This is a genomic window from Streptomyces sp. TSRI0107 (genome assembly GCF_001905845.1).
Taxonomy (GTDB): Bacteria; Actinomycetota; Actinomycetes; order Streptomycetales; family Streptomycetaceae; genus Streptomyces.
In genome coordinates, this window is record NZ_LIVZ01000004.1 from 53258 (window position 1) to 77061 (window position 23804).

Genomic DNA, 23804 nt, shown 5'->3' on the forward strand with positions numbered 1-23804 from the left:
CAGGGAAAACCACACGGGACTCGCACGTCGGCTTGACAGCGAAGTGGTACGTCACTTGCCAAGTCGGACGGAAGACCCCGAAGGTTGCCGCCCCGCACCAAGGGTGGCGCAGATCACAGCCAAGGCCATGCCGCCGAGCAGGAAGAGATACGAGCCGATCCCCGCGGCGAAGACGAAGTCGCCCTCGGGACGGCTGGCGGTGAGCAGGACGACGGCGACCAGCCAGCCCGCGGCGGGCGACACGGCCCCGGCCCGGCCACCGGTGGCCCGCGCTCCGCCCAGGAACAGCCCGGCCGCGCCCGCGAGGCCGAGCAGCAGCCCGGCGGGGAACCAGCCGCCCTGCACCAGCGCTCCGGCGCCGCCGACCACCACGCCGAGCAGGAAGAGCCCCAGGTGGGCGGCGATCCGCCCGAGGGAGGGGCGGGTCAGGGGCTGGGCCAGCAGGGAGCCGCGGTCCGTCATGACGCCTCCTCGGCATCGATCCCGGCGAACAGGTCGGTCTCGCGCGCGCCCGCGCGTTCTCCGCGCACCAACTCGTAGTACTCGGTGCGGAACACCGGCTGCGCCAGCTTGTTGGAGAGGGCGAACCAGTCGCCGTCCACCTCGATCTGGGTGGCGTGCGCGGCCATCGCGGCGGCCTTGGCGGCGGCGTGGGTGTCCCCGCCGTCGATCTCGGTGGTGACGCGCTCGTCGTCGACGACGCCCGGGACGTCCTCCAGGACCCCGGCCTCGGCGAAGGACAGGCCCGGCAGTGCCTCCCGGAGGCGCGCGAAGGCGGCCTCGCCGACCGTGCGCGGGACCCGGTTCCAGTACACCTTGGCGGGCGCGCAGCCGGCCTCGTCGGCCAGCTCGACGGCGCGCGTGGCGACGCGGTGGGCCTGGATGTGGTCGGGGTGGCCGTAGCCGCCGTGGGGGTCGTAGGTGACGAGGACCTGGGGGCGCACCTCCTGGATCACCTTCAGGAGGTGTCCGGCGGCCTCGTCGACGTCGGCCTGCCAGAAGCAGGCAGGGTCGTCGTTGTCGGGGATGCCCATCATCCCGGAGTCCGCGTAGCGGCCGTCGCCGCCGAGCCGGCGGAAGTCCGTGACGCCCAGCTCGGCCATGGCGGCGGTCAGCTCGCGCAGCCGGTGCGCGCCGAGGGCGGCGCCGGTCAGATGCGCGAGCGCGGGCGGGATGACCTCGCCGCGCTCGCCGAGGGTGCAGGTGACCAGGGTCACATGGGCACCCTCGGCCGCGTACCGCGCCATGGTGGCGCCGTTGTTGATCGACTCGTCGTCCGGGTGCGCGTGCACCAGCAGCAGACGCCGAGAGGGCAGGTCCGTCATAGGCCCACCCTAAGGGCGCAAGAAGGGCGTCAGAACTTGATGCTGCCGATCATCCCGGCGATGTTGGTCGTGAGCTCGCTGATCGTCGGGGCGATCGTCGAGGAGGCGAGGTAGAACCCCAGGAGCATGCAGACCACCGCATGCCCGGCCTTCAGTCCTGACTTCTTGATGAGCAGGAAGACGATGATCGCCAGCAGCACCACCGCCGAAATCGAGAGTGCCACGGCGGCTCACCTCCAAGACCCGGGGACATTAGGGGCACAGAGCAGGGGAACGTGTAAATCCATACAGCAGCCAGCAGGTTCATACCCACGCAGCGCTAGTGATCATAACTATCCGTGCGCGCGCATCGGTCGGCGCACAGCCGCACAAGGGGGCGCATGGCCAATATGGTCAGGGCATGACGACCGAGCCTGTCTCCTTCCCCCGACGGCACGCGCGGACCCAGCGGTTCACGCTCGGCGCGCCGCGCTCGTTCACCGTGGCGCCCGACGCGTCGCGTGTCGTGTTCCTGCGCTCGCGTTCCGGTACGGACCGGGCGAACGCCCTGTGGGTGCTCGACCTCGCGGACGGCACCGAGCGGGTCGCCGCCGACCCGGGTGCCCTGCTGGGCGGCGCCGCGGAAGACCTCTCACCCGAGGAGCGGGCGCGCCGCGAACGCAGCCGTGAGGGCGGTGCCGGCATCGTCGGCTACGCCACCGACGCGGCGGTCGAGTTGGCGTCTTTCGCCTTGTCAGGGCGGCTTTTCGCGGCCGAGCTGCGGGCCGGCACGGCGCGGGAACTGCCCGCCGCCGGGCCGGTGATCGACCCTCGTCCCTCCCCCGACGGACGGCTGGTCGCGTACGCCGGGCAAGGCGCGCTGCGGGTCGTCGGCGCCGAGGGTGAGGGCGACCGGGCGCTCGCGGAACCGGAATCGGAGGGCGTGTCCTACGGCCTGGCCGAGTTCATCGCGGCCGAGGAGATGGGGCGCTCGCGCGGCTTCTGGTGGGCGCCGGAGTCGGACCGGCTACTGGTGGCGCGGGTGGACGACACGCCCGTGGAGCGCTGGTGGATCTCCGATCCCGCGCAGCCGAAACGTGACCCACAACACGTCCCTTATCCGGCAGCTGGGACGGCGAACGCGGACGTCCGGCTCTTCGTCGTCGACCTCGACGGAGCGCGCACGGAGGTCGTCTGGGACCGGGCCCGCTACCCGTATCTGGCGCGAGTGCACTGGTCAGAGGCGGGTGCGCCGCTTCTGCTGGTGCAGGCGCGCGACCAGCGGAGCCAGCTGTACCTGGCCGTGGACCCGGACACCGGGGCGACCCGGATGGTGCACGCGGATGAAGATCCGATTTGGCTGGATCTTTTCCCTGGAGTGCCCTGCTGGTCCCCCTCCGGGCAGCTGGTCCGGATCGCCGACGAGGGCGGGGCGCGGGTGCTCGCGGTGGGTGAACGGCCGCTGACCGGAGCCCAGTTGCACGTCCGTGCGGTACTCGACGTGACGTCTCACGACGTCCTCGTGTCGGCGTCCGCGGGCGCGGAAGCGGAACGGCCGGAGACCGGGGAGGTGCATGTCTACCGCGTCAACGAGCTGGGCGTCGAGCGCCTCTCCGAGGAGCCCGGTGTGCACTCGGCCGTGCGCGCCGGAGACGTGACCGTCCTGGTGTCGGCGACGCTGGAGCGGCCGGGAGCGCTGGTACGGGTGCTGCGGGAGGGGAAGCAGACGGCGATCATCCCGTCGTACGCGGAGGATCCCGGTATGTCCCCGCGCGTGACGCTCACCGAGGGGGGCGCACGAAGGATTCCGTGCGCCGTGCTTATGCCTCGGGACTACGACGGTGACACTCCCCTGCCGGTTCTCCTGGACCCCTACGGCGGCCCCCACGGCCCCCGCGTCGTGGCCGCGCACAACGCCCATCTGACCTCGCAGTGGTTCGCCGACCAGGGGTTCGCCGTGGTCGTCGCGGACGGCCGGGGCACGCCGGGCCGCTCCCCCGCCTGGGAGAAGGCCGTCCACCACGACTTCACCGTCTCCCTCGACGACCAGATCGAGGCGCTGCAGGATTTGGCGCGGAATCACCCGCTGGATTTGCGCCGAGTGGCCATTCGCGGCTGGTCCTACGGCGGCTGGCTGGCCGGGCTCGCGGTCCTGCGCCGCCCGGACGTCTTCCACGCGGGCATCGCCGGCGCCCCCGTGACGGACTGGCGCCTCTACGACACGCACTACACCGAGCGGTACCTCGGCGACCCGGCCGCCCACCCGGAGTCGTACGCGCGCAGCTCCCTGGTGACGGACGAGGGACTGTCGTCCCCCGCGGAGCCGCACCGTCCGCTGATGATCGTCCACGGCACGGCCGACGACAACGTGGTCTTCGCCCACGCCCTGCGGCTGTCCTCCGCCCTGCTGGCCGCCGGCCGCCCGCACGAGGTGCTGCCGCTGTCGGGGGTCACGCACATGACCCCGCAGGAGCAGGTCGCCGAGAACCTGCTGCTGCTCCAGGTGGACTTCCTCAAGCGCTCGCTGGGCCTGGCGGAGTAGCACGGGCGACGGGCCGGGGTGGCGCGCACCCCGGCCCGTCAACGGCACCCGCACGGCCGTACGGAGTTCAGTCTGCCGCGTCCGTATATCGGAACCGGGTCGGGCGAGTTGCCACCGTGTTACTCCGCCGGCTCGGTCGGGACCACGTGCTTGCGCTCCGCGAAGTGGCAGGCACTGGGGTGGACGGCGGGACCGGTGCCGTGCTCGAAGGCCTCCGGGACCGCCAGCGCCGGCACCTCCAGCGCGCAGCGCTCGCGGGCCTTCCAGCAGCGGGTGCGGAAGCGACAGCCGGAGGGGACGTTGGTGGGGGACGGCACGTCACCGTGCAGGATGATCCGCTCCCGGTGCTCCCGCGCCTCGGGGTCGGGCACGGGCACGGCGGACAGCAGGGCCTGGGTGTAGGGATGCGTGGGGTGGTCGTAGATCTCGGCGTCGCGGCCGGTCTCGACGATCCGGCCCAGGTACATCACCCCGACCCGGTCGGAGATGTGCCGGACGATCGACAGGTCGTGGGCGATGAAGACGTACGACAGGTCGAACTCGTCCTGCAGACGCTCCATCAGGTTCACGACCTGCGCCTGGACCGAGACGTCCAGCGCCGACACGGGTTCGTCGGCGACGATGATCTCCGGGCGCAGCGCCAGGCCGCGGGCGATGCCGATGCGCTGGCGCTGGCCGCCGGAGAACTGGTGGGGGTAGCGGTTGATGTACTCCGGGTTCAGGCCGACCACGTCCAGGAGTTCCCGTACCCTGCGGCGGCGGTCCCCCTTGGGAGCGACCTCGGGGTGGATGTCGAAGGGCTCGCCGACGATGTCGCCGACCGTCATCCGGGGGTTGAGGGAGGTGTAGGGGTCCTGGAAGACCATCTGGATGTTGCGGCGTACGGCCTTCAGGGCGCGGCCGGAGAGCCTGGTGACGTCCTCGCCCTTGTACCGGATCGAACCGGCGGTCGGCCGCTCCAGGCTGACCAGCATCCTCGCGACCGTGGACTTGCCGCAGCCGGACTCGCCGACGATGCCGAGGGTCTCGCCGCGGTACAGGGTGAAGTCGACGCCGTCGACCGCCTTGACCGCGCCGATCCGCTTCTTGAAGAGGACGCCCCGGGTCAGCGGGTAGTGCTTGACCAGCCCGCGCACCTCCAGGATCGGCTCAGCCATGCAGGCACTCCCTCCAGAAGTGGCAGGCGCTGCCCCGCTCGCCGCCCCCTTCGTCCACCTCGTACAGCGGGGGCGCGTCGGTGCGGCACACGTCGCGGGCCATCGGGCAGCGCGGGTGGAAGGCGCAGCCCGGGGGGATGTCCAGGAGGCTGGGCGGCAGGCCCTTGATGGCGTACAGCTCCCGGCCCTTCCGGTCCAGCCGCGGGATGGAGTCCAGCAGGCCGCGCGTGTAGGGGTGGGCGGGGGCCTTGTAGAGGTCATGGACGGGGGCCGACTCGACGATCCGGCCCGCGTACATCACGGCGATGCGGTCCGCGACGTCCGCGACCACCCCGAGGTCGTGGGTGATGAGGACCAGCCCCATGTCGTACTCGCGCCGCAGCTCGGCGAGCAGGTCCATGACCTGGGCCTGCACCGTCACGTCCAGGGCCGTCGTCGGCTCGTCGGCGATGATCAGGGCCGGTTCCAGGGCCATCGCCATGGCGATCATGATGCGCTGGCGCATGCCGCCGGAGAACTGGTGCGGGTACTGCCGCACCCGCTCCTTCGCGCCCGGGATGCGCACCCGGTCCATCAGCTCGACCGCCTTCGCCCGGGCGTCCTTCCGCGACATGCCCCGGTGCACGACGAACATCTCGCCGAGCTGGTCTCCCACGGACAGCACCGGGTTCAGCGAGGACAGCGCGTCCTGGAAGATCATCGCCATGCCGGCGCCGCGCACCCTGCGCCGCTCGTCCTCCTTCAGCTTCAGCAGGTCCCGGCCCTGGAAGAGGATCTCGCCGCCGGTGATCCGCCCCGGCGGCATGTCGAGGATGCCCATGACCGCCTGGGCGGTGACCGACTTGCCGGAGCCGGACTCGCCGAGCACGGCCAGCGTCTCGCCCGCGTCCACGCCGTAGGTGACGCCGTTGACGGCCCGGGCGACGCCGTCCCGGGTCCGGAACTCCACGCGCAGGTCGCGTACCTCCAGCAGCATGTGCCGGCTCACCTCAGCTTCGGGTCGAGGGCGTCGCGGACCGCGTCGCCGAGCATGATGAACGCCAGCACGGTGACCGCCAGCGCGCCGGACGGCCAGAGCAGGGCGTGCGGGGCGTTGCGGACGTACGGGGAGGCGGCGGAGATGTCGATGCCCCAGGAGACGCTGGGCGGCTTCAGGCCCACGCCGAGGTAGGACAGGGTGGCCTCCAGGGCGATGTAGGTGCCGAGCGCGATGGTCGCGACGACGATGACCGGGGCCACGGCGTTGGGCGCGATGTGCCGGAGCAGCTGGCGGGTGCGGGAGGCGCCGAGGGCGCGGGCGGCCTGCACGTAGTCGTTCTGCCGGGCGGTGATGACGGAGCCCCGAGCGATCCGGGAGATCTGCGGCCAGCCCAGCAGCACCATGAAGCCGATCACCGGCCAGATGGTGTTGCTGGTGACCACCGACAGCAGGACCAGGCCGCCCAGGACGACCGGGATGGCGAAGAAGATGTCGGTGGTCCGGGACAGGACCGAGTCCCACGCGCCGCCGGAGAATCCGGCGAGTCCGCCGAGCACGCTGCCGAGGAGCGCCACCCCGAGCGTCGCGCAGACGCCGACCGCGACGGACGTGCGGGCCCCGTAGACGGTGCGGGTGTAGACGTCGCAGCCCTGGCCGTTGAAGCCGAAGGGATGGCCGGGCTGGGAGCCCTGCTGGGCCTTGGCGAGGTCGCACTCGAGGGGGTTGCCGGAGGCGATCAGGGACGGCCACAGGGAAATGACGACCAGGAAGAGGATCACCAGCCCGGAGATGACGAAGACGGGGTTGCGGCGCAGGTCGTGCCAGGCGTCGGACCACAGGGAGCGGGGTTTGCCGCCCGCCGGGCCGGTGTCCGCCGGTCCGCCCGGAGCCGGTCCGCCGGGGGCGGTCGGCGGTGTCGGTTCCAGGGTCACCGCCTCGCTCGCCGCGAGGTCCATCTGCCCGCCCATGCCGGTGCCGGCGATGGCGCGCTCGGGTTCGTAGGGCGGCTGCTCAGGCATAGCGGATCCTCGGGTCGAGTACGGCGTACAGCAGGTCGACGAGGAGGTTGGCGACCAGGAAGACGAGGACCAGGACGGTCACGAAGCCGACCACGGTCTGGGTGTTCTGGCGGAGGATGCCCTGGTAGAGCTGGTAGCCGACGCCGTGGATGTTGAAGATCCGCTCGGTGACGATCGCGCCGCCCATCAGCGCGCCGATGTCGGTGCCGATGAACGTGACGACCGGGATGAGGGAGTTGCGCAGCAGGTGCCGGGTGACGACCCGGTGCCGGGGCAGGCCCTTGGCGATCGCCGTGCGGACGTAGTCGGCGCGTTTGTTCTCGGCGATGGAGGTGCGGGTCAGCCGGGTGACGTAGGCGAGGGAGACCGAGGCGAGGACGAGGCCGGGGACGATCAGTTCGCCGAAGGCGGCCTCCGGGGACACCGAGGGCTTGATCCAGCCCCACTCGACGCCGAGCAGCAGCTGGAGCAGCAGGCCGGTGACGAAGGTGGGGACGGAGATGACGACGAGGGTGACCAGGAGGACCGAGGTGTCGACGGGGTGGCCGCGGCGCAGGCCGGTGATCACGCCGAGGGTGATGCCGATGACGATCTCGAAGAGGATCGCCACGATCGTCAGCCGGATGGTGACGGGGAAGGCGGAGGCCATCAGCCCGGTGACCGGCTGGCCGTTGAAGGCGGTGCCGAAGTCACCGGTGAAGACGTTGCCCATGTAGGTCAGGTATTGCTGCCAGACCGGCTTGTCGAGGCCGAACTCGTGTCTGAGCCGGGCGGCCGTCGCCGGGTCGCACTGCCGTTCGCCGCACAGGCCCGCGATGGGGTCGCCCATCACGTTCACCATCAGGAAGATCAGCAGCGTGGCCCCGATGAAGACCGGGATCATCTGGAGCAGCCGCCGGACGACGTAGCGTCCCATGGCGCCTCCTCAGCTCACCTTGATCTGTTCGTACACCGGGACGCTGAACGGGTTGAGCTTGACGTCGGAGAGCCGCTGCGAGTAGCCGGCGCTGCCGTTCTGGTACCAGAGCGGGATGGCGGCCATGGCGTCCCGGACGACCTTCTCGGCCTGCTGGAACTTCTGGATGGCCTTCGCGGTGTCGCTCTCGGCGTTGGCGTCGTCGACGAGCTTGTCGAACTCGGCGTTGGACCACTTGCCGTCGTTGGAGGAGGCGTTGGTGTAGTACAGCGGCTGGAGGAAGTTCTGGATCAGTGGGTAGTCCATCTGCCAGCCCGCCCGGAACGGCCCGGCCATCTTCCGGTCGGTGATCTGCTTGCGGAAGTCGGCGAAGGTGCCGACCGGGCTGGCGACGCAGGCGCGGTCGTTGTCGAGGGCGTTGTTGATGGAGTTGCAGACCGCGTCGACCCAGTCCCGGTGGGAGCCGGTGTCCGCGTTGTACGTGATCTTGAGCTGGCCGCCGGGCAGCCCGCCGCCCTCCTCGATGAGCTTCTTGGCCTGGGCCGGGTCGTAGTCGCAGCCGTCGCCGCACAGCCCCTCCTGGAAGCCGCCGTCCTCGCCGAGCACCGGGGAGGTCCAGTCGGTGGCGGGGGTGCGGGTCTTCTGGAAGATCGTGTCGGTGATCTGCTTGCGGTCGATGGCCATGGACAGGCCCTTGCGGACCTTCTCCATGCCGTCCTTGCCCCACTCGGAGTCGTAGTACGGGAAGGCGAGGGTCTGGATGATGCCGGCGGGGGTGTTGATGTAGCGGTCGCCGAGGTCGCTGCGGACGTTGCGCAGCTGGGCGGCGGGGATGTCGTCGGCCAGGTCGAGGTTGCCGGCCATGAGGTCGGTGTAGGCGGTGTTGTTGTCGGTGTAGACCTTGAGGTCGACCCCGCCGTTTCGCGCCTTGTCCGGGCCGGGGTACTCCTCCCACTTGCGCAGGGACATCTGGGAGCCGCGGGTGTACGACTGCACGGCGTAGGGCCCGTTGCCGACCGGCTTGGCCAGCCAGGCGTCGTGGTCGTCGAAGAAGGCGCGGGGCAGCGGGGCGTAGGCGTTGTAGCCGAGGGTGTCGGGGAAGGTCGAGAACTTCTGGGTGAGCTTGACGGTGAAGGTGCGGTCGCCGGTGACCTTCAGTCCGGAGAGGGTGTCGGCGCTCGGCTCGCCGCCGTTCTCCGGGTGGACCTTGTCGTAGCCCTCGATATACCCGAAGAAGTACGCGTTGCGCTGATTGTTCCTCAGGTCGGCGCCGTAGTTCCAGGCGTCGACGAAGGACTTCGCCGTCACTTTCTCGCCATTGCTGAACGTCCAGCCGTCCTTGACGGTGATGGTGAAGTTCTGCGAGTCGGTGGTCTCGATCCTCTCGGCGAGCATGTCCTTCGCCTCACCCGTCTCCGGGTCGTACCGCTTGAGCCCGCGGAAGATCATGTCGAGGACCTTGCCGCCCTGCACCTCGTTGGTGTTGGCCGGTTCCAGGGGGTTCTGCGGGTCCCCCCACGAGGAGCTGAGCACCGCGCCACCGGCGCCGCCGTCGCCGCCGCCTCCGCAGGCGGTCGCCGCGAGGACTGCCGCCGCGGTGCATGCGGCCCATGTGGCGTGCGTGGCTCCGCGCATGGTGTGCCTCCTCAGACCCAGCCGGTTCGTTATCGGCAAATATCAGCTGAATCAGGGCATGCCGCGAATGTACTCGGTCCTTTGGGGTGATCTTGTCCCCCGGTCGCCCGCACGCTGAAGTGGATCTTCAAAAGTCACGCAACAGATCACCGGGATCCGATGCCGAACCGTTGGAAAACAACCCGGGCATGTACGCATTTCGACACCCAGCCATCCGCATAACGAACACATAGTCCGTTTCACGCAGTTGGCCCGATGTAAGACACGGGTTGATCACGGAAGCGCTACCCGCGTAGCTACGGAACAGTCAAGGGGAGGCAAAGAAAGTAAAGAGAAACCCAACTCGGACCAGAATTTGTTGACCTTGAATGAATTGCGTTGAAAAAGTCCCGCGTAGCCCGTAGGGGAGCGCCCTGCGGAGTCACTCAGACCCTCCCTTGGGCCAGGAGCACCATGACCCCCCCAACTCCATCCGCGGCTGCCCCGCTTGAGGTGACCGACGAGAGCGTCGACACGTCGCCCGCGCCCTCCACCCCTAAGGGCAACGAGAGCCGCTCCCCCGGCCGCCTGGCCTGGAACCGCTTCAAGCGGGACCGTACGGGCGTCATATCCGCCTGCATCGTGATCTTCTTCTTCCTGATCGCGATCTGCGCGCCGCTGATCTCCGCCCTCTACGGCAAGAACCCGTACGACCAGTACGGCCAGGAGATCCCCGGTCTGCTCAACGACGCGGGCTTCCCCATCAAGGCCAACGGCGGCATCGACGGCGACTTCTGGTTCGGCGTCGAGCCCTCGATGGGCCGGGACGTCTTCACCTTCCTGATCTACGGCATCCGCACCTCGCTGCTGATCGCGACCGCCACCACGCTGCTGGTCACGGTGATCGGTGTGATCGTCGGCATCACGGCCGGCTACCTCGGCGGCCGGACCGACTTCATCATCGGCCGGATCATCGACATCCTGCTGTCGTTCCCGTCGACCCTGTTCTTCATCGCCTTCATGCCGGTCGTCTACGGCCTCTTCGTGGCACCGGACGAGGAGATCCCGACCTCGCTGCGGGCGACCTGCCTGATCCTGGTTCTCACGGCCTTCGGCTGGGCCTCCATCGCCCGGCTGCTACGCGGCCAGGTGCTGGCCCTTCGCGAGCGGGAGTTCGTGGAGGCCGCGAAGGTGACCGGCGCCTCCCCGGCCCGGATCATCTTCAAGGAACTGCTGCCCAACCTGTGGACCCCGATCCTGATCCAGTCCACGCTGATGCTTCCCGCGTTCGTCACCGCGGAGGCGGGCCTGGCCTTCCTCGGCGTCGGCATCATCGACCCCACTCCCGACTGGGGCGTGATGATCCAGCGCGGTGCCACGTTCTACACGGACGACATCACCTTCATGATCTTCCCGGGCGTGTCGATGATCATCTTCGTCCTCGCGTTCAACCTGCTCGGCGACTCCGTCCGTGACGCCCTGGACCCCAAGTCCAAGCGCTGAGCACCCGCACCACCCCAAGCCCGGTCACCGCCGCCCGGCGAGCAGCACCTCTCTCATCCATTCACTCCTAGGCAGGTAAGCCATGTCCTTCTCGCGCAGAAACTTCCTGATAGCCACCGGTGTGGCCGCCGGAGCCACCACGATGCTGAGCGCGTGCAGCAGCGGCAACGCGGGCGGCGACAGCGCCAGCAAGGCCCCGTCGATGGACAAGGCCGAGGCCGCCACCATCACGGTCGGCACCAAGGCCGACTCCCAGGGCCCGGCCCCGGAGATGCCCGGCGCGAAGAAGGGCGGCACGATCTACACGCTGGACCAGATCGACTTCGACCACCTGGACCCGGCCCAGATCTACTCCTCGTACACCGGCGCCGGCGCGGTGCTGTTCCTGCGCGGTCTGACCGGCTACCGGATGGACTCCAAGGGCAACACCACCCTGGTCGGCGACCTCGCCACCGACCCGGGCACCATGAAGGACGGCGGCAAGACCTGGTCCTTCACGCTGAAGGACGGCGTCAAGTGGGAGGACGGCGAGGACGTCACCATCGAGGACGTCCGCCACACCTTCGAGCGCCTGTTCGCCGACTTCGTCACCGAGGGCCCCCGCTACCCGCAGAACTGGCTCGAGGGCGGCGACAAGTACAAGGGCCCGTACGAGGGCAAGCACCTGAAGTCCATCGAGATCGACGGCAACACCGTCACCTTCCGCCTGAAGGAAGGCCACGCGGACTTCAACTACATGCTGGCCATGCGCGGCTTCGCGATCGTGCCGAAGAAGCACGACACCAAGAAGAAGTACGACAAGCGCCCGTACTCCTGCGGCCCGTACAAGATCGAGAGCCGGGACATCGACAAGTCCCTCGTCCTGGTGCGCAACGAGCACTGGGAGGCCGACAAGGACCCGGTCCGCAACGGCTACCCGGACAAGGTCGTCATGCAGTTCGGCTACCAGTCGCTGGCCTCCACCGACCGGTACATCGCCGACAAGGGCAACGACGCGTTCGCCATGTCGCTGCTGAACGAGGTCGCCTCCGAGCGGGTCCAGAAGGTCATGGGCGACGCCACGCTGAAGAAGCGCGTGCTGACCCAGGTCGACACGACCTGCTACTACTTCCCGATCAACATGACCCGGATCAAGGACCAGAAGGTCCGCCAGGCCATCAACTGGGCGTGGCCGGCCCAGCAGCTGAAGCAGCAGCGCGGTGGCTCCGCGGTCACCGAGACCGCGACCACGATCATCTCCCCGCTCACCCCGGGCCACGCCGACTTCGACCTGTACGGCAAGAAGACCAAGCCGATGGGCGACCCGGAGAAGGCCAAGGCGCTGCTGAAGGAGGCCGGCAAGGAGGGCCAGAAGCTGGTCATCGCCTTCCAGCAGTCCGACAAGGCCGTGAAGGAAGCCGTCACCATCAAGAACGCCCTGGAGAAGGCGGGCTTCAGCGTGGTGACCAAGCAGGTCGACAAGACCACCTTCTACAGCGAGATCAGCCAGCTGGACAACGAGTTCGACCTGTTCGCGGCCGGCTGGGGCCCGGACTGGCCGGCCGGTTACGCGGTCATCTACCCGTGCTGGGACGGCAGCCAGGTCGCCGACGGCGGTGTGAACTGGGCGCAGCTCGACAACACCAGCGTCAACAAGGCGATCGCCGCGGCGACCGTCGAGACCGACCCGGAGAAGGCCAACAAGGCCTGGGGCGACATCGACCGCCAGATCATGGAGCTGGCCGCCTGCGTCCCGGACTACAACCCGATCCGGAACTACTTCCACGGTTCCAAGATCGGTGGCGTGCAGTACAACCCCGGTGACACCTGCGTCTCGATCGCCAAGGTCTTCGCCCAGGCCTGACGCACCCTCGGGGCGGCGGACCGCACAACGGCCCGCCGCCCCGGCCCCGTCCACGCTCCCCACACCCCGGCGACGGCGCCCCGTCCGGAAAGTCCACACCCATGCTGCGTTTCCTGGTCCGCCGAGTGATCGGCGCACTCGTCATTCTGCTGATCATCAGCGCCGTCACCTTCTTCCTCTTCTACGCCATCCCGCGCGACCCCGCCCGGATGGCCTGCGGCAAGGTCTGTGACCCGGAGCTGCTGGAGCAGGTGCGGCAGAACCTGGGGATCGCCGACCCCATGCCGGTGCAGTACTGGCACTGGCTCCAGGGCATCTTCGTGGGCCGTGACTACATCGGTTACGGGCACTGCAACGCGCCCTGCCTCGGCTACTCGTTCACGAACACCGAGCCGGTCTTCGAGACGATCATGAAGGACCTCCCGACGACCATCTCGCTGGCCATCGGCGCGGCCGTCTTCTTCCTGATCATCGGTATCGGCGCGGGCATGATCGCCGCGGTGAAGCAGGGCACCTGGCTGGACAAGACCGCCAGCTCCGTCTCGCTGCTCGGCTCCTCGCTGCAGATCTACTTCGTCGGCTACATCGCCATGTTCCTGCTGGTGCAGCAGCTCGGCGTGCTGGACCCGCCGTCGTACACGCCGTTCACCGAGGACCCCGGCGCCTGGGTCTCGGGTCTGCTGCTGCCGTGGATCGTGCTGTCCATCATCTTCACCGCCAACTACACGCGTATGACCCGCTCGCAGCTGGTCGAGCAGCTGAACGAGGACTACGTGCGCACGGCCCGGGCCAAGGGCCTGTCGAGCCGCAACGTCTTCTTCCGGTTCGCCTGGCGCGGGGCCATGGGCCCGATCGTGACGATCTTCGGCATCGACATGGGCACCCTGATCGGCGGTGCCATCATCACGGAGTCGACGTTCAGCCTGCAGGGGCTCGGCACCCGCGCCGTGCGCGCGGTCACCGACAGCGACCTGCCCATGCTGCTCGGCGTCACGGTCGTCGCCGCCTCGGCGATCGTCGTGGCCAACATCATCGTGGACCTCGTCTACGCCCTCATCGACCCGCGTATCCGGCTCGCCTGACCCGGTCCCCACCAGCTACCCCGGCATCACCCCCCTCAGGAGCGTCCCCGTGACGAGCACCGACCAGCAGCCCTTCCTGTCCGTCAGGGACCTGAAGGTCCACTTCTCCACCGAAGACGGCGTCGTCAAGGCCGTCGACGGTCTCTCCTTCGACCTGGCGAAGGGACAGACGCTCGGCATCGTGGGCGAGTCGGGCTCCGGCAAGTCCGTCACCAACCTGGCGATCCTCGGCCTGCACGACCGCAAGCGCACCAGCCTCGACGGCGAGATCCTGCTCGACGGCAAGGAGCTGCTGACCGCCAGTGAGCGGGAGCTGGAGAAGCTGCGCGGCAACAAGATGGCGATGATCTTCCAGGACGCCCTGGCCTCGCTGTCGCCGTACCACACCGTCGGCCGGCAGATCGCCGAGACCTACCGCAAGCACACCGGCGCCTCCAAGCAGGAGTCCCGGGCGCGGGCGGTGGAGATGCTGCGCCGGGTCGGCATCCCGCAGCCGGACATCCGGGTGGACGACTACCCGCACCAGTTCTCCGGCGGTATGCGCCAGCGCGCGATGATCGCGATGGCGCTGGTCTGCGACCCGGAGCTGCTGATCGCGGACGAGCCGACGACCGCGCTCGACGTGACCGTGCAGGCGCAGATCATGGACCTGCTCAAGGACCTCCAGCAGGAGTTCGGCACCTCGATCATCTTCATCACCCACGACCTGGGCGTGATCGCGGACATCGCGGACGACGTGCTGGTGATGTACGGCGGCCGGTGCGTGGAGCGCGGCAGCAAGAAGGAGGTGCTGCGCACCCCGCAGCACCCCTACACCTGGGGTCTGCTGGGCTCCATGCCGAGCCTTGACCACCCGGTCGACGTGCCGCTGAACCCGATCCCGGGTTCGCCGCCGTCGCTGCTCAACCCGCCGTCCGGGTGCCGTTTCCACCCGCGGTGCGCGTTCGCGGAGAAGGTCGCGGGCGGCCTGTGCTCCACCGAGCGGCCGGTCCTCGACGTGGTGGACGGCCGTGGCTCGGCCTGCCACCTGACGGCCGGGCAGCGCGCCGACTTCCTCGCCGACCTCGCCGAAACCCGGCGCTGACGTAACTGAGACGGGACTTCACGATCATGAGCAACACGAACCCCCTCCTGGACGTCAAGGGCCTGACCAAGCACTTCCCGGTGATGGGCGGCTTCCCGATCAAGCGGAAGATCGGCGCGGTGCAGGCCGTGGACGGCCTGGACTTCCAGGTCCACGAGGGCGAGAGCCTGGGCCTGGTGGGCGAGTCCGGCTGCGGCAAGTCGACGACGGGCCGCCTGATCACCCGCCTGATGGAGCCGACGGCCGGCACGATCTCGTACCGCGGCCAGGACATCACGCACGCGGGCCGCAAGCAGCTGGCGCCGGTCCGGTCCGAGATCCAGATGATCTTCCAGGACCCGTATGCGTCGCTGAACCCGCGCCAGACGGTCGGCAAGATCATCTCCGGTCCGATGGAGATCAACGGGATCGACCCGGCCGGCGGCCGCGAGAAGCGTGTCCGCGAGCTGCTGGAGATCGTCGGCCTCAACCCCGAGCACTACAACCGCTTCCCGCACGAGTTCTCCGGCGGCCAGCGCCAGCGCATCGGCGTCGCCCGCGCCCTCGCGCTGGAGCCGAAGCTGATCGTGGCCGACGAGCCGGTCTCCGCGCTCGACGTGTCCATCCAGGCGCAGGTGGTCAACCTGCTCCAGCAGCTCCAGCGGGACATGGGCATCGCGTTCGTCTTCATCGCCCACGACCTGGCCGTCGTACGGCATTTCTCACAGCGCGTCGCGGTCATGTACCTCGGTAAGATCGTGGAGATCGCCGACCGCGACGATCTGTACGGCAACCCGCGGCACCCCTACACCAGGGCGCTGCTGTCCGCCGTGCCGGAGGCCACGGTCGACGAGGACGGGCCGGCTCGTGAGCGCATCCGCCTCACCGGTGACGTGCCGTCTCCGATCAACCCGCCGTCGGGCTGCCGTTTCCGCACGCGCTGCTGGAAGGCGACCGAGAAGTGCGCGTCGGAGGCGCCGCCGCTGGTGCAGGTGGAGGGCAACAAGCCGGGCCACCTGACCGCCTGCCACTACCCGGAGACGGAGGGAACCGTTCCGGCCCCTCGTCTCTCCAAGGACCCCCAGGCGGCGGCCTGACAACACCCCTTTTCCGTCAGCCGCCACCACGGAACGGACCTTCACCGGCCCATTGACCCGAGCCCGCGAACGTCCGCTTCCCGGGGCAGAAGGCCCGCGCCTCCCCAAGGCGCGGGCCTTCGCTGTACGGGTCGCCTGGGTGTCAGACGCCGGTCGTGCCGTCGACCAGTTCGCGGATGATGTCCAGGTGGCCGTTGTGGCGGGCGGTCTCCTCGGTCAGGTGCAGGAGGATCCAGCGCAGGTCGACGTGGCGGCCGTCGCGGATGGTGCGCTTGGCCCGGGTGTCGAGGTCGTTGGCGGCGACCAGGTCCCGGTAGCGGGCGCACTGGTCGGCGTACTCGCGCAGCAGGTCCGGCAGCGGGATGTCCACCGCGATACGCATTTCGCGGTCCGGGTCCTCCTCGGTCCACGGGCCCTCGTCCTCCTCGCCGAGGAAGACCACCTGGAACCACCAGTACTCCACCCAGCGCAGGTGGCTGATCAGCCCGGACAGGGTCATCAGCGGCGATCCGGGCAGCGGGGCCCGGCGGGCGTTCTCCGCGGAGACGCCCTCGCACTTGGCGCGCGCGGTGTCACGGGCGTAGTCGAGGAAGGTGGTCAGCTGGGTGCGCTCGTCCCATGCGGGAGGCGTGTCGGTGCGTGTCATCGCTGGGAGCATGACGGGCGCGCGTTCGCCTGTCGAGTCAATTAGCGGGCGCCCCGGCCGGTCAATCAGCGGGCGTCCCGGCCGACTTCACCACCAGCTCCACCTCGAACCCGTCCGCGTTCTCCAGGTAGGCCGCGCAGTGCTCCGCCCCGCCCGCGTACGGGTGGCGGTCCGGGAACAGCAGGGTCCAGCCGTGCGCGAAGGCCTCCTCGACCAGCGCGTCGAGCGCGGCCCGGTCGCCGGGCACATGGAAGGCGAGGTGGTTCAGGCCCGGCCGCAGCCGGTCGTGCCGGTCGCCGCGCAGGGCCGGCGACCGCTCGACGACGACGTACGTCTCCCCCAGCCGCCAGCTCCGCCCGGCCGGCCAGTCCTGGTACGGCGCCCAGCCCAGCCGTTCCAGCAGCCAGCCGAGCGAGCCGGCCGCCCGGCCCAGGTCGGGCACCCACAGCTCCACGTGATGCAGCACGGGCCGATCCTCTCAGGCGCCCTGGTCGTCGTGCCCCTCCTCCAGTGCCGCCAGTGCCGGGTCCAGCACGATGTCCTCGCCCCGCGCCTCCAGTGTCGGGTCTTCGGGGAAGTGGCAGGCGGTCAGATGGCCCTCGTGGTTGCCGGAGATGCGGACCAGGGGCGGTTCCTCGGTCGCGCACTTCTCCTGCGCCTTCCAGCAGCGCGTGCGGAACCGGCAGCCGGACGGCGGCGAGATGGGCGACGGCACGTCACCGGCGAGCCGGATGCGTTCGCGCGGCCCCGCCTCCGCGCCCGCCACGTTCACCTCGGGCACGGCCGAGAGCAGGGCGTGGGTGTAGGGGTGCCGGGGCCGGGTGTAGATGGACTCGCGGTCGCCGACCTCGATCACCTTGCCGAGGTACATGACCGCGACACGCTGTGAGAAGTGCCGTACGACGGCCAGGTCGTGGGCGATGAACAGGAAGGCGATGCCGAGTTCCCGCTGGACCTTCTGGAGCAGGTTCACCACCTGCGCCTGGATGGAGACGTCCAGCGCGGAGACCGGCTCGTCGGCCACGATCAGCTTCGGCTCCAGGGCCAGCGCCCGGGCGACGCCGATGCGTTGCCGCTGGCCGCCGGAGAACTCGTGCGGGAAGCGGTTGTAGTGCTCGGGGTTGAGGCCGACGATCTCCAGCAGCTCCCGTACGCGCTTCTCCCTTCCCCCCTCCGGCTGGATCCCGTTGATCTCCATCGGACCGGAGATGATCTTGCCGACCGTCTGGCGCGGGTTCAGCGAGGAGTACGGGTCCTGGAAGATCATCTGGATCTCGGACCGGATCGGGGCGAGCTGCTTGCGGCCGGCGTGCGTGATGTCCCGGCCGCGGTACGAGATCGTGCCGGCCGTCGGCTCCATCAGCCGGGTGATCAGGCGGCCCGTCGTCGACTTGCCGCAGCCCGACTCCCCCACCAGGCCGAAGCTCTCCCCGACGTGCACGGTCAGGTCGATGCCGTCCACCGCCTGGACCTGGCCGACGGTGCGCCGGATGGGGAAGCCGCCCTTCACCGGGAAGTGCTTGGTCAGGCCCTTGACCACGAGCAGCGGGTCCCCGTCGGGGCCGGGCTCGGCGGCCTCGCGCGGGGCGGGGAGGACGAGGTCCTCTTTCATGCCGTTGTCCTCCTAGCCCAGTCGGGGCTTGATCTCTTCGATGAAGATGGTCCGCTTCTGCTCCGCCGTGAGATGGCAGGCGGAAGCCCGGTCCGGCGCCAGCAGGGGGCGCTCATTGACACAGCGGCCGCCGCCGACCCGGTCCTGGAAGGTGCAGCGGGGATGGAAGCGGCACCCCGAGGGCGGGGTGAGCAGGCTGGGCGGGCTGCCGGGGATGGGCGCGAGCGGGGTGGCCACGTCCGAGTCCAGCCGGGGCATGGAGTTCAGCAGACCCCAGGTGTACGGGTGCTGCGGTGCGCGCAGCACCTCGGCCGTGCTGCCTCGCTCCACGGCGCCGCCCGCGTACATCACCATGATGTCGTCGGCCATGTCGGCGATGACGCCGAGGTCGTGGGTGATGAAGATGATCGCCGAGCCGAACTCCTGCTGGAGGTCCTTCAGCAGGTCGAGGATCTGTGCCTGGACCGTCACGTCCAGGGCCGTGGTCGGCTCGTCGGCGATCAGCAGGTCGGGGTCGCAGACCAGCGCCATCGCGATCATCGCGCGCTGCCGCATACCGCCGGAGAACTGGTGCGGGTAGTCCTTCGCCCGCAGCTGCGGGTTCGGGATGCCCACCTTGCCCAGCATCTCCACCGCCCGCTCCCAGGCGTCCTTCTTGGAGGCGCCGGTGTGCTTGCGGTACGGCTCGGCTATCTGCCGGCCCACCGTGTAGTACGGGGACAGCGCGGTGAGCGGGTCCTGGAAGATCATGGCGGCCTTGTTGCCGCGCAGCTTCTCCAGCTCGGACTCGCGGGCGGTGGTCAGCTCCTTGCCGTCGAGCAGGATCTCGCCCTCGACGGTGGTGAACATCGGGTTGTGCAGGCCGAGGACGGTCAGGTTGGTGACGGACTTGCCGGAGCCCGACTCGCCGACGATGCCGAGGGTCCGGCCGCGCTCCAGGTCGAAGGAGAGGCCGTCGACGGCACGGACGACGCCGTCCTCGGTCTTGAAGCTGACGTGCAGGTCCCGCACGGAGAGGAAGGCACCCTCGCCGGCCGGGACGGGCGCGCCGGCCTCCTTGGTCAGAGTGGTCACGACAGTGCTCCTAGGACAGCCGTACGCGCGGGTCGATGAAGGCGTAGGCGGCGTCGACGACGATGTTGAACAGCAGGATCATCGAGGCCGCGAAGAGCATCACGCCGAGCAGCAGCGGCAGGTCGCTGAAGGAGACCGCCTCCACCGCGAGCCGGCCGAGCCCCGGAAGGCCGAAGGTGTACTCGGTGATGATGGCGCCGCCGAGCAGGGAGCCCATGTCGATGCCGAAGATGGTGACGATGGGGATCAGCGAGCCGCGCCAGGCGTAGCGGAAGAAGACGTACCGCCGGGACATGCCCTTGGCGCGGGCGGTGCGCACATGGTCCTCCTGGAGCTGTTCGATCATCGCCGAACGCGCCATACGCGTGTACTGCGCGGCGAAGATCGTCGACAGGATCACCCAGGGGATGATCAGCCCGCCGAACCAGCCGATGGGGTCCTTGGTGAACTCGTTGTACGTCGGTTTGTCGAAGAGCTGCGTCTGGTAGACGAGGATCGCCAGCGCCAGCGGGCCGAGGAAGTAGATCTGCATCGAGCTGACGACCATCGCGGTGGCCGTGGCCGTCTTGTCGATGAGGGTGCCGCGCCGCCAGGCGGCGAGCAGGCCGGTGCCGAGGCCGAAGACCAGGAAGCAGACGGCTCCGCCGATGGTGAGCGAGACGGTGATGGGGAGCCGGTCGACGAGGGTGTCCCAGACGGCCTCACCGGTGTGGAAGGAGTAGCCGAAGCAGGGCGCGGGGCAGGGCCCTTGCATGTATTCGTTGCTGCCCAGGACCAGGTTGTGCAGGAACAGCCAGTACTGCTCGGGGATCGACTTGTCGAGCCCGAGCACATGCCGGATGTTCTCCAGGTTGGCCGGCGTGCACGACTTGCCGCAGATCAGCAGCGCCGGGTCGCGTGGCATCCCGAAGAAGATCAGGAACGTCACGATGCTGAGCAGGAAGAGGATGACGGCGGCGCCGAGGGCGCGGCGGACGAGGAAGCGCAGCATGGCAGGGGCAGCTCTCAGACGTCAGCGGGCCGGGCGGTACCCGGCGCCCCGCCGCTCGTTCGCGGCCGGGGGCACCGGGTACCGGTAGGGCGTGGGTTACTTGACGTACAGACGGCGCGGGTCGACGCCGCTGATGACGTCGTCGTAGACGAGGCCGCCGATCTTGGAGCCGGCGATCTGGGTCTGCTTGTAGTACGCGGTCGGGACGACGTTGACGACGTCCTTGACGATGTACTCGTTGAGCTTGCCCCACTCGGCCGCGGCCTTGACCGGGTCGGTGATCTTGCTGATCCGGTCGATCTCGCTGTTGATCTTCGGGTCGTTGATCTGCGAGTAGTTCTGCGCGCCCTCGGCGATCGCGCGGCCGTCGTACAGCGGCGGGATCACGGTCGAGGCGGACGGCCAGTCGGCACCCCACGCGGTGTGGAAGATGTCGTAGTTGTTGTCCAGCTGGCTGACCTGGTCGTAGAAGGTCTCGGCCGGGATCTCCTGGCGCTGCACGTCGAAGCCGGCCTTCTCCAGGCCCGCCGCCATGGCGGTGGAGTACTGCTGGCCCTCGGGGGTGTTGATGTAGCCGAAGGTCAGCTTCATGCCGACCTTGCCGGCCTCCTCCAGCAGCTTCTTCGCCTTCTCCGGGTCACCGGCGGGCTTCTTCTTCTTGCCCCACGGGTCGAAGGCGGCGTCGTAGCCGGCCACGGTCGGGCTGAGGATGCCGCCGGCGGGCTCCATCGCGTCGGTGCCGCCGTAGGCGCGGACGAACGGCGTGACCGGCAGGGCGTAGGCGATGGCCTGCCGGATCTTGATGTCCTTCAGCTCCGGGTGGGCCTGGTTGATGTTGATCTGGCCCACGTACGGCTGGTAGCCGGAGACCGTGCGGTCCTTCAGGCTCGGGTCGCTGAGGACCTTGGAGAGGTTGCCCGCGTCGACCGCGTTGCTGAAGCTGACGGCGGTCTGGTCCTTGCCGCTGTCGGCGAGCAGCGCCTTGGTGGACTGCTCGTACTGGTGGTTGAAGGTGATGTCGAACCGGTCGACGTACTGGTGGCGCACCGGGTCCGTCTTCGCGTCCCAGTTCTCGTTGCGCACCAGGGTCATCGACTTGCCGGACTTGAACTCCTGGATCTTGTACGGTCCGGCCGCCACCGGGGCCTTGTCGTACTTGGTCTTGGTGTCGCCCTTCTCGGAGACGATGGCGTAGCCGGCCATGGCCAGGGCGTACGGCAGGTCGGGGCGGGCCGTCTTGAACTTGAAGACGATCGTCTTGTCGTCCGGGGTCTCCAGGAGGCTGTCCGGGAGGTGCTTGCCCTCATAGGGGCCGTCCGGGAGCAGCTTGCGGTAGTCGGCGCCCGGGGTGTCGGCCAGCCACTGCTGGAGGTACGGCGGGCCCTGGTTGATGAACGGCGCGAACAGGCGCTCGACGCTGTGCCGGACGTCCTTGGACGTGATCGGGGAGCCGTCCTCCCACTTGATGCCGTCCTTCAGGGTGTACTTCCAGGTCTTGCCGCCGTCCGTGGTGGTCCCGGGGTCGGTGGCGAGGTCGCCGACGACCTCGTGCTTCCTGCCGTCGTCGCTGGTGGCCTTGTAGCCGGTCAGGCCGCGGTGGATCAGCTGGGAGACCGCCATCTCGTCCTGGACGTAGATCTGGCCCGGGTCGAGGTGGGCGTAGCTGTCGCGGGCCAGCACCGAGATGGTGCCGCCGCTCTTGGCGCCCGGCACCTCGGGCGCGGGGCCCTCGGAGTCCTTCGCGTCGCCGAACGGGATGGAGCTCTGCTGCCGCGCGGCGTTCTCCTGCTGCTCCTTGTCGTTCTTGTCGTTGTTCCCGGTCTTGCTGCCGCCCTCGCTGCAACCGGTGAGCACGAGGGCTCCGGCTGCGAGCACTGAGATTGCGGCGTATATGTGGCGTCCGCCCCTACTCATCACTCAGATTCCACCCATCTGTATTGCACCAGTTGCATATGGAACGGTCAGCGCGCCGTCTTGGGATCGAAAGCGTCCCTGACCGAGTCCCCGAGCAGGTTGAAAGCCACGATGAAGATGATCATCGAGACGCCGGGGAAGAACATGTACGTGATGTCGTTCTGCATCACGAGTTCGGTGGACGCCTTGGAGAACATCTGCCCCCAGTCCGGCGTCGGTTCGACGATGCCCACCCCGAGGAAGGACAGACCGGCCTCGGCGGTCACGAAGTTGGGCAGCAGATACGTGGTCTGCACGAGGAGCGGGGTGACCACGTTCGGCAGGATCTCCTTGCGGATGATCCGCCACGGCGAGGCCCCGCTGACCTTCGCCGCCTCGATGAACTCCCGTTCTCGCAGGGCGAGTGTGGTGCCGCGCAGGATGCGTGCCAGGCTCATCCAGCCCAGGAACCACTGGACCATGATGAGGGCCAGCACCCGCACGTAGGTCGGGGTCTCGTCACGAGGGTGGACGAAGAGGGCGACGACCACCGGCATGCTCGCGATGAAGAACAGCTGGGCCGGGAAGGCGAGCAGGAAGTCGATGACCCGGCTGATCCAGTAGTCCGTCCGGCCGCCGAGATAGCCGGCGGTGATGCCGAGCAGGATGCCGGTCAGCACCACGGTGACGGTCACCGCGACGGAGATCATCAGCGAGGTGCGGATGCCGTAGAGGAGCTTGGTGAAGACGTCGTAGCCGTTGCCGGGCTCCAGGCCGAACCAGAACTCGCCGCTGATCCCGCCGTTGGGCTGCACCGGTACGCCCGCGCTGTCGAAGAGTTCGGGCCGCTCGTCGGCGTAGACGGTGTACGGGTTCTTGCCGTACAGCTTCGCGATGAACGGTGCGAGCAGGGCGATCAGGAAGTAGAACCCGACGACGCAGGCGGCGATCACGCCGGTGCGGTCGCGTTTGAAGCGGAGCCACATCAACTGGCCGGGTGAGCGGCCCTCCAGGCCCGCGCTCTCGGGTTTCTTCTCCTTGCCGGGATCGCCGTCGGTGACGGCGGACGTTCCGCCGCCCGCAAGGTCGATAGGACTTGTCACAGTTCGCCCATTTCACAGGTGTGGATGTGCCGAACCGCCGGCTCGCCGGAAGCAACGGGCGAGCGCGGTGCGGTGCATGAAGAGGCGTCAGGGCACCCTGAACCGGACGGGAAATCCGCAGCCGGACGCGCGTAGGCGCACGGCGGCAGCGGCCCCCGGCCGGGGCTCAGCGCGGATCGGCGTACGGCGAAGGGCGAGTGGTGACGACCTGCTGAACGGCTGTGGCCCGCCTCGCGCTTGTGACACCGCGCATGGGACTCCTCCTCGTGACTCCACGTGTTCACCAACAGGAGGGGGCGCTTGTCCGGACCTCCGACACCCCTGACGGAAGTTCAGACACCCCCTGGTGCTCGTGAGTCGGGCGCT

Annotated in this window: 21 protein-coding genes; 6 read left to right on the forward strand and 15 right to left on the reverse strand. The window is 68.9% G+C overall.

Going from position 1 to position 23804, the window contains the following annotated elements:
* Positions 1–51 precede the first annotated feature (51 nt).
* The 3 genes from AMK31_RS10590 to AMK31_RS10600 are packed head-to-tail and all read right to left on the reverse strand — an operon-like array spanning position 52 to position 1549.
* On the reverse strand, positions 52–462 hold the full coding sequence (locus tag AMK31_RS10590; RefSeq protein ID WP_073940197.1) for a DUF6113 family protein: 411 nt from the start codon (positions 460–462) through the stop codon (positions 52–54).
* The gene (mshB, locus tag AMK31_RS10595; RefSeq protein ID WP_073940198.1) at positions 459–1325 is read right to left on the reverse strand and encodes an N-acetyl-1-D-myo-inositol-2-amino-2-deoxy-alpha-D-glucopyranoside deacetylase; all 867 of its coding nucleotides are present in this window, start codon (positions 1323–1325) and stop codon (positions 459–461) included. The genes AMK31_RS10590 and mshB overlap by 4 nt, the downstream gene beginning before the upstream one ends.
* Before the next feature lie 29 nt (positions 1326–1354).
* Entirely contained in the window at positions 1355–1549 is a 195-nt protein-coding gene (locus tag AMK31_RS10600; protein WP_073940199.1) for a hypothetical protein, read from the reverse strand.
* Positions 1550–1725: 176 nt separating this feature from the next.
* On the opposite strand from AMK31_RS10600, the gene AMK31_RS10605 reads away from it, so the two are divergent.
* Entirely contained in the window at positions 1726–3846 is a 2121-nt protein-coding gene (locus AMK31_RS10605; protein WP_073940200.1) for a S9 family peptidase, read from the forward strand.
* A 119-nt stretch (positions 3847–3965) separates the two neighbouring features.
* Here the strand turns inward: AMK31_RS10605 and AMK31_RS10610 are convergent, their stop codons facing one another.
* Genes AMK31_RS10610 through AMK31_RS10630 form a run of 5 tightly spaced genes read right to left on the reverse strand, consistent with a single transcriptional unit; the run spans position 3966 to position 9552 of the window.
* A complete protein-coding gene (locus AMK31_RS10610; protein ID WP_073940201.1) occupies positions 3966–5003 on the reverse strand; it encodes an ABC transporter ATP-binding protein in 1038 nt (345 codons plus the stop codon).
* A complete protein-coding gene (locus AMK31_RS10615) occupies positions 4996–5979 on the reverse strand; it encodes an ABC transporter ATP-binding protein (protein ID WP_073940202.1) in 984 nt (327 codons plus the stop codon). Before AMK31_RS10615 ends, AMK31_RS10610 begins: the two co-directional genes overlap by 8 nt.
* An 8-nt stretch (positions 5980–5987) precedes the next feature.
* Positions 5988–7001, reverse strand: coding sequence for an ABC transporter permease (locus AMK31_RS10620; protein ID WP_073940203.1), 1014 nt, complete (start codon positions 6999–7001; stop codon positions 5988–5990).
* Positions 6994–7917, reverse strand: coding sequence for an ABC transporter permease (locus AMK31_RS10625; protein ID WP_073940204.1), 924 nt, complete (start codon positions 7915–7917; stop codon positions 6994–6996). The genes AMK31_RS10620 and AMK31_RS10625 overlap by 8 nt, the downstream gene beginning before the upstream one ends.
* 9 nt (positions 7918–7926) lie before the next feature.
* On the reverse strand, positions 7927–9552 hold the full coding sequence (locus tag AMK31_RS10630) for a peptide ABC transporter substrate-binding protein (protein ID WP_073940205.1): 1626 nt from the start codon (positions 9550–9552) through the stop codon (positions 7927–7929).
* Between the two features lie 453 nt (positions 9553–10005).
* Between AMK31_RS10630 and AMK31_RS10635 the strand changes: the two genes are divergently transcribed.
* From AMK31_RS10635 to AMK31_RS10655, 5 genes are all read left to right on the forward strand, one after another.
* A complete protein-coding gene (locus tag AMK31_RS10635) occupies positions 10006–11034 on the forward strand; it encodes an ABC transporter permease (RefSeq protein ID WP_198948465.1) in 1029 nt (342 codons plus the stop codon).
* 82 nt (positions 11035–11116) lie between these two features.
* Positions 11117–12877 carry an ABC transporter substrate-binding protein gene (locus tag AMK31_RS10640; protein ID WP_073940207.1) on the forward strand — a complete coding sequence of 587 codons (1761 nt, stop codon included), beginning with the start codon at positions 11117–11119 and terminating at the stop codon, positions 12875–12877.
* Positions 12878–12978: 101 nt separating this feature from the next.
* Positions 12979–13959: an ABC transporter permease gene (locus AMK31_RS10645; RefSeq protein ID WP_073940208.1), complete on the forward strand. Its 981-nt coding sequence runs from the start codon at positions 12979–12981 to the stop codon at positions 13957–13959.
* A 49-nt stretch (positions 13960–14008) separates the two neighbouring features.
* Positions 14009–15043 (forward strand): ABC transporter ATP-binding protein, encoded by a 1035-nt coding sequence (locus AMK31_RS10650; protein ID WP_073940209.1) that lies wholly within the window; start codon positions 14009–14011, stop codon positions 15041–15043.
* 26 nt (positions 15044–15069) lie between these two features.
* Entirely contained in the window at positions 15070–16119 is a 1050-nt protein-coding gene (locus AMK31_RS10655) for an ABC transporter ATP-binding protein (RefSeq protein ID WP_073940210.1), read from the forward strand.
* A gap of 142 nt (positions 16120–16261) precedes the next feature.
* On the opposite strand, the gene AMK31_RS10660 is transcribed toward AMK31_RS10655, so the two are convergent.
* From AMK31_RS10660 to AMK31_RS10690, 7 genes are all read right to left on the reverse strand, one after another.
* Entirely contained in the window at positions 16262–16765 is a 504-nt protein-coding gene (locus AMK31_RS10660) for a DinB family protein (RefSeq protein ID WP_073940211.1), read from the reverse strand.
* 61 nt (positions 16766–16826) lie between these two features.
* Positions 16827–17231 (reverse strand): VOC family protein, encoded by a 405-nt coding sequence (locus tag AMK31_RS10665; RefSeq protein ID WP_073940212.1) that lies wholly within the window; start codon positions 17229–17231, stop codon positions 16827–16829.
* A gap of 12 nt (positions 17232–17243) precedes the next feature.
* Positions 17244–18377 (reverse strand): ABC transporter ATP-binding protein, encoded by a 1134-nt coding sequence (locus AMK31_RS10670; protein ID WP_073940213.1) that lies wholly within the window; start codon positions 18375–18377, stop codon positions 17244–17246.
* A 12-nt stretch (positions 18378–18389) separates the two neighbouring features.
* The gene (locus AMK31_RS10675) at positions 18390–19451 is read right to left on the reverse strand and encodes an ABC transporter ATP-binding protein (RefSeq protein WP_073940214.1); all 1062 of its coding nucleotides are present in this window, start codon (positions 19449–19451) and stop codon (positions 18390–18392) included.
* A 10-nt stretch (positions 19452–19461) separates the two neighbouring features.
* The gene (locus AMK31_RS10680) at positions 19462–20442 is read right to left on the reverse strand and encodes an ABC transporter permease (RefSeq protein ID WP_073940215.1); all 981 of its coding nucleotides are present in this window, start codon (positions 20440–20442) and stop codon (positions 19462–19464) included.
* A gap of 96 nt (positions 20443–20538) precedes the next feature.
* Positions 20539–22356: an ABC transporter substrate-binding protein gene (locus AMK31_RS10685; RefSeq protein ID WP_079186799.1), complete on the reverse strand. Its 1818-nt coding sequence runs from the start codon at positions 22354–22356 to the stop codon at positions 20539–20541.
* Between the two features lie 47 nt (positions 22357–22403).
* Positions 22404–23438 carry an ABC transporter permease gene (locus tag AMK31_RS10690; protein ID WP_073940216.1) on the reverse strand — a complete coding sequence of 345 codons (1035 nt, stop codon included), beginning with the start codon at positions 23436–23438 and terminating at the stop codon, positions 22404–22406.
* Between the last annotated feature and the right edge of the window lie 366 nt (positions 23439–23804).

What these genes read in the sequence shown, in the direction of transcription:
- AMK31_RS10625 (WP_073940204.1), bottom strand. Translation starts at nt 7,917, where the DNA reads ATGGGACGCTACGTCGTCCGGCGGCTGCTCCAGATGATCCCGGTCTTC.
- AMK31_RS10610 (WP_073940201.1), bottom strand. Translation starts at nt 5,003, where the DNA reads ATGGCTGAGCCGATCCTGGAGGTGCGCGGGCTGGTCAAGCACTACCCG.
- AMK31_RS10680 (WP_073940215.1), bottom strand. Translation starts at nt 20,442, where the DNA reads ATGCTGCGCTTCCTCGTCCGCCGCGCCCTCGGCGCCGCCGTCATCCTC.
- AMK31_RS10635 (WP_198948465.1), top strand. Translation starts at nt 10,006, where the DNA reads ATGACCCCCCCAACTCCATCCGCGGCTGCCCCGCTTGAGGTGACCGAC.
- AMK31_RS10670 (WP_073940213.1), bottom strand. Translation starts at nt 18,377, where the DNA reads ATGAAAGAGGACCTCGTCCTCCCCGCCCCGCGCGAGGCCGCCGAGCCC.
- AMK31_RS10660 (WP_073940211.1), bottom strand. Translation starts at nt 16,765, where the DNA reads ATGACACGCACCGACACGCCTCCCGCATGGGACGAGCGCACCCAGCTG.
- AMK31_RS10615 (WP_073940202.1), bottom strand. Translation starts at nt 5,979, where the DNA reads ATGCTGCTGGAGGTACGCGACCTGCGCGTGGAGTTCCGGACCCGGGAC.
- AMK31_RS10605 (WP_073940200.1), top strand. Translation starts at nt 1,726, where the DNA reads ATGACGACCGAGCCTGTCTCCTTCCCCCGACGGCACGCGCGGACCCAG.
- AMK31_RS10640 (WP_073940207.1), top strand. Translation starts at nt 11,117, where the DNA reads ATGTCCTTCTCGCGCAGAAACTTCCTGATAGCCACCGGTGTGGCCGCC.
- AMK31_RS10620 (WP_073940203.1), bottom strand. Translation starts at nt 7,001, where the DNA reads ATGCCTGAGCAGCCGCCCTACGAACCCGAGCGCGCCATCGCCGGCACC.
- AMK31_RS10630 (WP_073940205.1), bottom strand. Translation starts at nt 9,552, where the DNA reads ATGCGCGGAGCCACGCACGCCACATGGGCCGCATGCACCGCGGCGGCA.
- AMK31_RS10590 (WP_073940197.1), bottom strand. Translation starts at nt 462, where the DNA reads ATGACGGACCGCGGCTCCCTGCTGGCCCAGCCCCTGACCCGCCCCTCC.
- AMK31_RS10645 (WP_073940208.1), top strand. Translation starts at nt 12,979, where the DNA reads ATGCTGCGTTTCCTGGTCCGCCGAGTGATCGGCGCACTCGTCATTCTG.
- AMK31_RS10685 (WP_079186799.1), bottom strand. Translation starts at nt 22,356, where the DNA reads ATGAGTAGGGGCGGACGCCACATATACGCCGCAATCTCAGTGCTCGCA.
- mshB (WP_073940198.1), bottom strand. Translation starts at nt 1,325, where the DNA reads ATGACGGACCTGCCCTCTCGGCGTCTGCTGCTGGTGCACGCGCACCCG.
- AMK31_RS10655 (WP_073940210.1), top strand. Translation starts at nt 15,070, where the DNA reads ATGAGCAACACGAACCCCCTCCTGGACGTCAAGGGCCTGACCAAGCAC.